Here is a 10,543-nt window from a genome sequence, read left to right on the forward strand (position 1 = left end):
CAGCTAGCAGGGTGAGAAACTCATTCCTCCAGGCAGCGCATTCAGAATGGCGCTCGTGACGCGCGCCCTATTCGCAGCGATGTCGATCATCAAGGCGGACAGCCCCGCCAGGAGGAAGCTGTAACCCCACCCCCAATAGTCGCTGTAGATGACCGTCATTACCCAATCCTGGCCGAAGGCATACCAGACCACCGCCAGAATGGTCGTCACTGTAAGTGTGATCGAGATCGGCAGAAGGTGGCGGGCGGCAGGCCCTCGAAAGATCGAAAGAAAAAGGGCTAAAGCGAATGCCACTGCCGTGCTTCCCGAACATATTTTAAGATCGGCGCGAAGTTCCGACATGACGGTACTCGCCGACCACGATGTCTTCCAGCCGGTCGAGCGCGAAGCCGTACCGTTCTATCGAGGTTTCATAAAAGCGCCTCACGGCCCTGCGTGCCTCGTCACGCCGCTCGCAGTCCAGCTCGCAGGCCGCAGCCAGAATATCTGCGATAAAAACGTCGATGCCTGCATCAAGGCTTCCGCGCCAAGTATCGATCCGATCCTGAAGGCGTTTGGAAAACCGTCCTGCGACGGAACTGATATCTTCAGCTGTATCCGACGATGCGACTGAGGATAGTCCATCGTCCAGTTCCGTCCTGATCTTTTCAACGGCGAAATCGCGCGTGCGCCGGTCAAAATCGTCAGGCGCCAAAGTGACGTAGAGAAACAGCCCGGCGAAAACCATCAGTCCAATCGCCGAAAGGATCAGATTGACTTTCCTCGCGATTTCCAAAGCGTCACGCCTCGCCCATCAGTTCGCGAACATGGTCTTCCAGGCTGAGCTGGCGCAGGCGTTTCAGGCGCTCGACGAGCAGGATGCGTTTGAGGCGCTGATAGGCGACTTCGAGGTCGTCATTCACGATCGCATAGTCATAGCGCCGCCAGTGGCGCATTTCGGCCTTGGCGTCGCGCATACGCCGCTCGATGATTTCATCGGTTGAACCAGGACGCGCCGAAAGGCGCGCCTTCAAGGCTTCGATACTCGGCGGCAGCACGAAGACCGAGACGACATCGCGCGGCATCTGGTCGTGCAGGGCATCAGCGCCCTGCCAGTCGACGTCGAACAGAACGTCATGGCCGGTTTCCAGCAGCCGCTCTGTGTCGGCGCGCGGCGTGCCGTAAAGATTGTCGAAAACCAGCGCCCATTCGAGGAATTCGCGCCGCGCGATCATCTCGCGGAAATCCCGGCGCGTCTTGAAATGATAGTCGACACTATCGGTCTCGCCCGGACGAGGTTCGCGCGTCGTGGCGGAGACCGACAGTTTGATATCTGAAAACTCCTCCATCAGCTTGCGCGCCAGCGTCGTCTTGCCGGCGCCCGACGGCGAGGAAATGACCAGCATCAGGCCGCGCCGGTCGCCATGGTCTTTCGGATGTCCGCTATTCGACATTGGCCGCCTGCTCCTTGAACTGGTCCACCAGTCCTTTGAGGGTGAGTCCCGCATTCGTCAAATCGAGGCTGATGGATTTGGAGCAGAGCGTATTGGCTTCGCGGTTAAATTCCTGCGCGAGGAAATCGAGCTTGCGGCCGATTGCGCCGCCGTCCCTCAGAAGGCCGCGTCCCGTCTCGATATGAGCCGTGAGCCGGTCCAGCTCTTCGCGGACATCTGCCTTCGCTGCAGACAGGGCCACTTCGGCCGCCATCCGGTCCGGATCGACGGATTTCTCGGCTTCAAGCTCAGCCAGCTGGCGTTCCAGGCGCTCTTTCAGAAGCTTCGGCTGGTCGCCCGCAAGGCTCGCCGCCTGCGCGGTCGTCTGTTCCATCTCATCGAGATAGCCAGAGAGGAGCGCTTCCATCGCCGCGCCCTCGCTGCGGCGGGCCTCGGCCAGCTCTTTCAGAACGTCATGCCCGGCCTTTGCCATCGCCTCAACGGCCGCTTCATCTGCGACATCGCGCGTTGACTGGCTGCCGGCCTCGACGACGCCCTTGATCGTCATCAGCGTGGCGAGCGCTCCATCATCGCTGGCTGGGCTGCTCGACGCAGTTTCATAGGCACGGACCAGGGCGTTCAGCGCCTCAGCATTCACACTGAGACTTTCGCTGCCGCCGGTGAGGTCGGTGCGCAGCCCAATCTGCATATTGCCGCGGGCAAAGAGCTTCGAGGCCGCCTGCTTGATCGTCCGGTCGAGCGCCTCAAACCCGCTCGGCAGATTGACGCGCACATCGAGCGAGCGGCCATTCACGCTTTTCGCTTCCCAGGCCCAGCTGCCCCAGTCGGCTTCGCCGGACACCCGCGCAAAGCCTGTCATTGAGGACACCTGCCCCGTCAATTCGAGCGCTCCCGGGCGATCTCCTGGCGCTCATATTCGCGGTAGGCCGCGACATTCCGATTGTGCTCGGCCAGCGTCTCAGCAAACAAATGCCCGCCCTTCCCATCTGCCACGAAGAAGACGTACTCGGTTTCTGGCGGGTTTAGAACTGCGGCAATGGCGTCGCGCCCGGGATTGCAGATTGGCGTCTTTGGCAGACCGTCCATCTGATAGGTGTTCCAATCTGTCTCGCGGTTGAGTTCGGACCGATAAAGCGTCCGGCGAACCTGTTTGCCGTTGAGCGTACGGTACAGAGGCTCTCCGCGCGAGACGCCATAAATTACCGTCGGATCGCTTTCGAGCCGCATGCCGCGCTTCAGCCTTGTCGTGAACAGGCCCGCAACCAGCGGGCGCTCTTCGGCATTGCCGGTCTCCTTCTCCACGACAGAGGCCAGGATAATCGCCTCTTCAGGCGTCGACACGGGAATGCCGTCCTGGCGCTCGGGCCAGAGCTCTTCAATGAGATCGTCCTGTGCCGTCTCCATCCGCTCGATGATAGAGGTCCGGCTGGTGTCGGACGCGAAGATATAGGTGTCTGGCAGGAGCGACCCTTCAGGGATCTCGCGATCCGGCAGGTCGCCAACCAGTTCGGAATGATCTTCGACGATGCGCAGGATCTGCGCGGTCGTGCGGCCTTCGGGAATGGTGATCCTGTACTGGATGACATCGCCGGCGACGAGGAGGTCCAGGATGGACGCTATATCCGCGCGGGCCGGGACGGCGTATTCGCCAACCTTGATTGCGGCCTGCTGGCCGCTCAGCCTCGCATGCAGCTTCATCGCGCGCGCATCGGAGATCAGCCCCCGCTCCTCAAGCCGCTGGGCCACAGCCGCGACATGGTCGCCGGATTCGACTTCAAATATTTTCTGCTCTGCGAAGGCGCCGGGCTTGGCGACCTCATTCTGCAGCCAGAGCCAGCCGCCGCCGAGCGCGGCCACGCCGAGCACGGCGCAGATGAAAACCAGAGTGAAGAGTGCTTTTATGAGCCGCATGGACGAATCTCAGACCGTTGATTCCGCCCCACCTTGCCCCAGCAATCGCAGAATAGAAACTAGTCGACCTGCTTAAGGATGAGACAGGCATTGGTGCCGCCAAAACCGAAGCTGTTCGACATGGCTGCGCGGACCTGACCCTTCTTCGCTGTGTGCGGGATGAGATCGATCGGTGTATCGACGCTCGGATTGTCGAGATTGAGCGTTGGAGGCATGATCTGGTCGCGAATCGCAAGCGCGCAGAACGCGCCTTCGATGGCTCCGGCCGCGCCAAGCAAGTGGCCGACAGCCGACTTGGTCGAGGACAGCGACAAATTCCTGGCGTGATCGCCGAACAGACGCTCAACCGCGCCGATCTCGCCCTCATCGCCCTTGGGCGTCGAGGTGCCGTGCGTGTTGACGTAATCGATATCGGAGACATCCAGGCCTGAATGGTCGAGCGCCATCTTCATGGCACGGTAACCGCCCTCAGAACCCTCAGCCGGCGCCGTGATGTGGTAGGCATCGCCGGTCAGGCCATAGCCGACAACTTCGGCATAGATCTTCGCGCCGCGCGCCTTGGCGTGCTCATATTCCTCGAGCATCACCGTGGCCGCACCCTCGCCCATGACGAAACCGTCGCGGTCCTTGTCATAGGGCCGGGAGGCCTTTTCAGGTGTGTCGTTGAAATTGGTCGACATCGCCTTGGCCGCACAGAAACCGGCAATGCCGATCTCGCAGATCACAGCCTCGGCCCCGCCTGCGAGCATGACGTCTGCATCGCCGTATTTGATAAGACGCGCAGAATCACCAATCGCATGAGCGCCAGTCGCGCAGGCCGTGACCACCGCGTGGTTCGGGCCCTTGAAGCCATGACGGATCGAGACCTGGCCTGAGGCGAGGTTGATCAGCGCTGACGGAATGAAGAAGGGGCTGACCCGGCGCGCACCCTGGGTATGCAGCGTGATGGCCGTGTCATAAATGGACTGAAGCCCGCCGATACCAGAACCGATGAGAACGCCAGTGCGCTCCTTGTCATGGTCTGTTTCGGGCTTCCAGCCGGAGTCTTCAACACACTCATCGGCTGCGGCCAGAGCGTAGAGGATGAACTCGTCAATCCGCCGGCGCTCCTTGGGGCTTGCTGCCTTGTCAGGGTCAAAGGCGTGCGGATCATCCGCACTGCCGCCGCCGCGGTCCTCATTCCACGGAACCTGGCAGGCGATCTTGCAAGGCACATCCTTTGTATCGAACAGGTCGATCGGACCTGCTCCGGATTTGCCGGCAATCAGCCGTTCCCATGTAGCCTCGGTTCCACTCGCAAGCGGAGACACGAGACCGATTCCTGTAATGACGACGCGGCGCATCAGCTAGCCCTCTTAAGAGACGTGAGCCTTGATGTGGGTGACAGCATCACCAACGGTGCGAATGTTCTCCTGAACATCGTCAGGGATTTCGATGTTGAATTCTTCTTCGAAGGCCATGACCAGCTCGACCAGGTCGAGGGAGTCTGCGCCCAGGTCATCGATGAAGCTCGCCGACTCGGTGACCTTGTCACCATCAACGTCGAGATTCTCAACAACGATCTTTTTAACACGCTCGAAAACGTCAGACATGAAAAACCTCTCTCATAATGTCTGAAGGGAAGACCGAACCGGTCTTGGGATGCCCGTAGCACGAAGATAATAACGTCGCCAAGGGCTGCAACTGTTTGGCGGCACACCGTCAGATCATCGCCATGCCGCCATTTACGTGAAGCGTCTGGCCTGTGACATAGGCTGCTTCATCAGAAGACAGGTATACCACAGCCGCCGCAATATCGCTGCCCTGGCCGAGTTTTCCCGCCGGAATCTGGCCGAGCAGCGCCTCTTTCTGCGCGTCCGGAAGCCCATCCGTCATCGGTGACTGGATGAAGCCCGGTGCAACGCAATTGACTGTAATCCCGCGGCTGCCGACTTCCTGCGCCACCGATTTGGTAAAGCCGATCATGCCGGCCTTGGAGGCGCAATAATTCGCCTGGCCCGGATTTCCCATCACGCCGACGACTGATGTGATCCCGACGATTCGCCCGTGGCGGCGCTTCATCATGCCCCGCATGGCGGACTTTGTGAGCCGATAATAGGAGCCAAGATTGATATTGAGAACGTCGTTCCAGTCCTCATCCTTCATCCGCATGAGCAATCCGTCGCGCGTAATGCCGGCATTGGCGACGAGAATATCCAGCGGACCGATCGCCTCTTCGGCGCGGCCTACTAGTCCGTCTACAGAGTCTGCGTCAGACAGGTTCGCCGTGACAATCGCCGCTTCGCCGGGCAGCGTCGCCTTGACCTCTTCGAGAACGTTTTCGCGTGTGCCGGACAGGACGACTTTCGCCCCCGCCTCGGACAGGGATTTTGCAATTGCGCTTCCAATGCCGCCGGACGCGCCCGTTACCAGCGCTGTGCGGCCACTCAGATCAAACATGTTAAGTCCTTCTCTCCCAAGCGTTTTCGCCTGTTCTGGCCCTAGCCGAGCCGTTCTGCAACTGATTCGACCTCTTCGGCCGTGCCAAGCGTTATGCCTTCAACGTCCTTCACCGTCCGCCGGTTCATCACCGAAAGGACTTTTCCAGCGCCCGCCTCAACGAACAGATCGACGCCCTGCGCCGCCATGAACAGGACGCTCTCGCGCCAGCGGACCTGGCCGGTAACCTGTTCGACCAGCTGCTGGCGGATCGCTGAGGGGTCACTTGTCGGTTCAGCCGTGACATTGGCGACCAGCGGCACAGTAGGCGCCTTGATCTCGATTTCAGCGAGCGCCCGGCTCATCTCATTGGCGGCTGGCAACATCATCGAGCAATGAAACGGCGCGCTGACAGGCAGCAGCATCGCTTTCTTCACCCGCACTTCGGAAACCTTCGACGCGGCCAGTTCGACCGCGGCCTTGTCGCCCGAAATGACGATCTGGCCGGGGGCATTGTCGTTCGCGATCTCGCACACGCCATCTGCCGCGCCGATGGCGCACACTTGAGCGGCCTGGTCCGGATCAGCGCCGAGAAGCGCCGCCATGGCGCCGTGGCCAGGCGGGACGGCAGCCTGCATGGCATTGCCGCGGATCCGCAGTACCCGCGCAGCATCGGCCACGCTGATCGCGCCGCTGGCCGCAAGCGCGGAATACTCACCGAGCGAGTGGCCCGCCACGAAAGCCGCCTTGTCGATTGGCAGGCCTTTTGCCTCAAGCGCGCGGATAGCGGCAACGCTGACGGTCATAAGCGCCGGCTGGGTGTTCGAGGTCAGTTTGAGTTCTTCTTCATCGCCGGACCAGATCAGACCCGACAGGTTCTGTCCAAGCGCTGTATCGACCTCTTCGAAAACGGCTTTCGCTTCCGGAAAAGCATCGGCCAGCTCTTTGCCCATGCCGATGAACTGGCTGCCCTGTCCGGGAAAAATGAACGCAAACTTCGTCATGACGCCCTGCCCTTATGGTTATCGGAATCAGTTTTTTTGTTGAGGCAGTGCCTAGAAGCCAACTTGCCCATGCGCAAGTATCGGGTGGCGGTCTGCGAGAAGCGGCGGCACAAGACGGCGACACGTCTTGAGGAGAAAAAAGATGATCACACAGACCGCAAAGGCTAAGCAATTCGCCGCGCTTCATGAGGAAGGCTGCTTTGCCCTCCCCAATCCGTGGGATATAGGCTCTGCGCGTATTCTGGCCGGTCTTGGCTTCGACGCGCTCGCCACGACCAGCGCCGGCTTTGCGCGCTCGACCGGCGTCGACGATTACCAGGTCACCCGCGACATGGTGATTGCACATGCCCGAGAGCTCTGTAGCGCCACAGACTTGCCCATCTCCTCAGACCTCGAGAATGGCTTCGGCCACGCGCCTGACGATTGTGCTGAAACCATAAGGCAGGCGGCAGCCGCCGGGCTTGTCGGCGGCTCCATCGAGGATTTTTCGGGCGAGCCTGGCAAACAGTACGAGATCGCCCACGCCGCAGACCGCATCCGCGCCGCCGTCGAGGCCGCAAAGGCGCTCGATTTTCCTTTCACGGTGACTGCCCGGGCAGAAAACTTCTTTACTGGCACCCCGGATCTTTCCGATGCCATCAAACGCCTTCATGCCTATCAGGAGGCCGGCGCGCATTGCCTCTACGCGCCAGGCCTCAAAACGCTTGAAGATATCAGGACTGTGGTCGGGTCAGTCGATCGCCCGGTCAACGTCCTGCTCGGCCCGTCCAGCGGTCCCGTTGCGCTCTCCACGCTCGCTGATATCGGCGTCCGCCGCGTCAGTGTCGGTGCTGTATTCTCCAGCCTTGCCTATGGCGCGCTGATCGCGGCGGCGGAGGAATTCCTGCAGGATGGCAGCTTCGGGTTTATGCAGCGCCTGCCGGGCCGGAAACTGATGGACCTGATTACGGCCGGAACCCCTGCCGACGACTGAGCCCTACCGCTTGCTTTTGTCCACAGTTTGAGGTTTAAGCGCGCTCTTCAACGGGCTGCGGTCCTGCGGTGCGGAATGAGCTGCACATGTCAGGGGCCATCGCCGGAACGGTTTCCCGCCATTCCAGCGCCGCTGCCCAGAACTCATGGGAATGAAAACATGGCATTTTATGAACACGTGCTGATTTCTCGGCCGGACATCTCGCCTGCACAGGTCGAGAGCCAGATCGAGGAATTGGCAGACTGGCTGAAGAACCAGGGCGCCAAGGTCGGCAAGACCGAATATTGGGGCCTGCGTAACCTCTCCTATCCGATCAACAAGCAGCGCAAGGGTCACTACTCCCTGCTCAACATCGACGGCCCTGCCGAAGCGATTCACGAGCTTGAGCGCCGCCAGCGGATTTCCGATGACGTCATCCGCTACATGACGATCAAGGTCGAGCAGCTCGACGATGAGCCGTCGGCGATGATGGGCCGCAAGGGCCGCAAGGACTAAGGGGAAAACCACATGTCTTCAGAGAACAACGCCGGTGATATCAACATCACCAACATCCCGGCCCGCCGGACGTTCAACCGCCGCCGCAAGGTCGACCCGTTTTCGGGCGAAGGCGCACAGGAGATTGACTACAAGGACGTCAAACTCCTGCAGCGCTACATCTCCGAAAAAGGCAAGATCGTGCCGAGCCGGATCACGGCTGTGAACGTCAAGAACCAGCGCAAGCTCGCGCGCGCCATCAAACGCGCCCGCATGCTCGCGCTTCTGCCATTCACCGTGAAATAAGGGAGAACACCACTATGGATATCATCCTTCTTGAACGGGTCGAGAACCTCGGCGAGCTTGGCGAAGAAGTCAGCGTGAAGAACGGCTTTGCCCGGAACTTCCTGCTGCCTCGCGGCAAGGCGCTTATCGCCAATGACAAGAACCGTGCCCGCTTTGCCGCGGAACGCGACGTCATTGAGAAGCGCAATGCCGAAGCGCGCTCGGAAGCCGAAACCCAGGGCGAGAGCCTTGACGGCATCGAGCTTGTGCTGATCCGCCAGTCGTCCGACACAGGCAACCTCTACGGTTCTGTCTCGACCCGCGACATCGTCGATGCGCTGGCCGAGAAAGACTTCAAGGTCCGCCGCGGCCAGGTCAAACTCGACCAGCCGATCAAGACGATCGGGATCTACGAAATGGGCGTCCGCCTGCACGCAGAAGTTCTGGTGGACATCTCCGTCAACGTCGCCCGCTCGCAGGAAGAAGCAGACCGCCAAGCCGCCGGCGAGGACGTCATCGAGACGATCCAGGCCGAACAGCAGGGCGCTGCCGCCGACCAGGCTGCCGAAATGGCCGAAGCCAACGCAGAAATGCTGGAAGAAACTCAGGGCACCGAAGAAGAGTAGGTCTTTTCTGCTTCCTGAAATTACAAAAGGCCGCGTACGAAAGTGCGCGGCCTTTTTTGTGGCGATTTCCGGTCGCATCATTCGCGTGACGGGAAATCCACAGGCCCGCAATCACCTGTGGACCAACCGCGAAACACCCCCGGACAACTGAAAACGGAACCTGCCATCTCAGAAGGGACTTGGTTAATGTCGCGAATAGTTCCAGAATGGATCAAACCATGAACGACATGTCGAACCCGCCCGCCTCTGTCGAGGTCCCGCACAATCTCTCCGCAGAGGCTGCCGTCATCGGCGCAATCCTCTATGACAACAACGCATTCCAGCGTGTAGCGGACATTCTGCGCCCGACGGATTTCTATTCGATTCCGCATCAGGACATTTTCGAAGTCTGTTCGAACATGATCCAGTCCGGCCGCGTCGCTGACGGGATCACGCTGCGCGAGCATTTCGAAAAGGCCGACAAGCTGCAGGAAATCGGCGGCGCGTCCTATCTCGGCGAACTTCTCGATTCGGCCGCCTTCGGGCCTGAAATCAGCGATTATGCCCACATGATCCGGGATTTCGCGTTGCGGCGCGAACTCATCGACATTGGCGCCGGCGTCCAGCACCGCGCCTACCAGCCCGGCCCTGACGAGAATGGCGACCGGCAGATGGAGCTGGCCGAGCGCGCCCTGTTCGACCTGGCCGACCGCGGTTCATCCGGGCGCGGCTTTCACACGTTTGCATCGGCGCTCAAAGAGTCCCTGCAGATGGCTGAGGCCGCCTATCAGCGCGACGGCAAGATTGCCGGCATCGCTGCGCATCTGGACGATCTCGACCAGAAGCTTGGTGGCTTTCACAAGTCCGACCTCGTCATCCTCGCCGGCCGCCCGTCCATGGGCAAAACGACGCTCGCCACCAATATTGCCTTCAACGCGGCCAATGCCTGCCGGCGTGAAGTCCAGGACGACGGCTCGAAGAAGACGGTCGAAGGCGCCGTTGTTGCCTTCTTCTCGCTCGAAATGTCGTCCGAACAGCTCGCCACGCGGATCATCGCAGAGCGCACCGGCATCAATGCGCACCGCATCCGCCAGGGCGATCTCGACAAGCATGATTTCGAGAAAATCCGCGAAGCGACCGAAGAGCTGCAGAATCTGCCGCTCTATATCGATGACCAGGGCGGGATCTCGATCAGCCAGGTCGCGGCCCGCGCGCGGCGCCTCAAACGGACCGTCGGCCTCGATATGATCGTGATCGACTATCTGCAACTGCTCACCGGCTCTGGCGGTAAGAGCAATGAAAACCGCGTGCAGGAAATCACCCAGATTACTATGGGCCTGAAAGCCCTAGCCAAGGATCTCAATGTGCCAGTGATTGCGCTTTCACAGCTGTCTCGTCAGGTCGAACAGCGCGACGACAAGCGCCCGCAGCTCTCCGACC

General features: G+C 60.5%; 14 protein-coding genes. 5 read left to right on the top strand and 9 right to left on the bottom strand.

The annotated features are described in order from the left end of the window. Window positions 1-3 precede the first annotated feature (3 nt). The 9 genes from WA989_RS13120 to fabD all read right to left on the bottom strand — a co-directional run bounded on the left by WA989_RS13120 (window position 4) and on the right by fabD (window position 6,766). Window positions 4-294 (bottom strand): hypothetical protein, encoded by a 291-nt coding sequence (locus WA989_RS13120; protein WP_424340939.1) that lies wholly within the window; start codon window positions 292-294, stop codon window positions 4-6. Window positions 295-316: 22 nt separating this feature from the next. Beyond that, window positions 317-775, bottom strand: a complete 459-nt coding sequence (locus WA989_RS13125; protein WP_424340940.1) for a hypothetical protein — start codon at window positions 773-775, stop codon at window positions 317-319. A gap of 4 nt (window positions 776-779) precedes the next feature. Further along, window positions 780-1,433, bottom strand: a complete 654-nt coding sequence (gene gmk / locus WA989_RS13130) for a guanylate kinase (protein ID WP_424340941.1) — start codon at window positions 1,431-1,433, stop codon at window positions 780-782. Beyond that, window positions 1,423-2,292: a YicC/YloC family endoribonuclease gene (locus tag WA989_RS13135; RefSeq protein ID WP_424340942.1), complete on the bottom strand. Its 870-nt coding sequence runs from the start codon at window positions 2,290-2,292 to the stop codon at window positions 1,423-1,425. Before WA989_RS13135 ends, gmk begins: the two co-directional genes overlap by 11 nt. A 17-nt stretch (window positions 2,293-2,309) precedes the next feature. Next, entirely contained in the window at window positions 2,310-3,344 is a 1,035-nt protein-coding gene (gene mltG, locus WA989_RS13140; protein WP_424340943.1) for an endolytic transglycosylase MltG, read from the bottom strand. 59 nt (window positions 3,345-3,403) lie between these two features. After that, on the bottom strand, window positions 3,404-4,687 hold the full coding sequence (gene fabF / locus WA989_RS13145) for a beta-ketoacyl-ACP synthase II (protein ID WP_424340944.1): 1,284 nt from the start codon (window positions 4,685-4,687) through the stop codon (window positions 3,404-3,406). A gap of 12 nt (window positions 4,688-4,699) precedes the next feature. Beyond that, the gene (locus WA989_RS13150; protein ID WP_424340945.1) at window positions 4,700-4,936 is read right to left on the bottom strand and encodes an acyl carrier protein; all 237 of its coding nucleotides are present in this window, start codon (window positions 4,934-4,936) and stop codon (window positions 4,700-4,702) included. 109 nt (window positions 4,937-5,045) lie between these two features. Beyond that, on the bottom strand, window positions 5,046-5,783 hold the full coding sequence (gene fabG / locus WA989_RS13155; protein WP_424340946.1) for a 3-oxoacyl-[acyl-carrier-protein] reductase: 738 nt from the start codon (window positions 5,781-5,783) through the stop codon (window positions 5,046-5,048). Window positions 5,784-5,824: 41 nt separating this feature from the next. Continuing rightward, window positions 5,825-6,766: an ACP S-malonyltransferase gene (fabD, locus tag WA989_RS13160; RefSeq protein WP_424340947.1), complete on the bottom strand. Its 942-nt coding sequence runs from the start codon at window positions 6,764-6,766 to the stop codon at window positions 5,825-5,827. A 142-nt stretch (window positions 6,767-6,908) separates the two neighbouring features. On the opposite strand from fabD, the gene WA989_RS13165 reads away from it, so the two are divergent. The 5 genes from WA989_RS13165 to WA989_RS13185 all read left to right on the top strand — a co-directional run. Then, window positions 6,909-7,739 carry an isocitrate lyase/PEP mutase family protein gene (locus tag WA989_RS13165; RefSeq protein WP_424340948.1) on the top strand — a complete coding sequence of 277 codons (831 nt, stop codon included), beginning with the start codon at window positions 6,909-6,911 and terminating at the stop codon, window positions 7,737-7,739. Between the two features lie 159 nt (window positions 7,740-7,898). Continuing rightward, a complete protein-coding gene (gene rpsF, locus WA989_RS13170; protein ID WP_424340949.1) occupies window positions 7,899-8,234 on the top strand; it encodes a 30S ribosomal protein S6 in 336 nt (111 codons plus the stop codon). 12 nt (window positions 8,235-8,246) lie between these two features. After that, window positions 8,247-8,519: a 30S ribosomal protein S18 gene (gene rpsR / locus WA989_RS13175; RefSeq protein WP_424340950.1), complete on the top strand. Its 273-nt coding sequence runs from the start codon at window positions 8,247-8,249 to the stop codon at window positions 8,517-8,519. Between the two features lie 14 nt (window positions 8,520-8,533). Continuing rightward, window positions 8,534-9,124, top strand: a complete 591-nt coding sequence (rplI, locus tag WA989_RS13180) for a 50S ribosomal protein L9 (RefSeq protein ID WP_424340951.1) — start codon at window positions 8,534-8,536, stop codon at window positions 9,122-9,124. Window positions 9,125-9,342: 218 nt separating this feature from the next. Beyond that, window positions 9,343-10,543: replicative DNA helicase (locus tag WA989_RS13185; RefSeq protein ID WP_424340952.1), on the top strand; the 1,201-nt coding region annotated here is incomplete at its 3' end.

This window comes from Henriciella sp. (genome assembly GCF_049649345.1).
Taxonomy (GTDB): domain Bacteria; phylum Pseudomonadota; class Alphaproteobacteria; order Caulobacterales; family Hyphomonadaceae; genus Henriciella.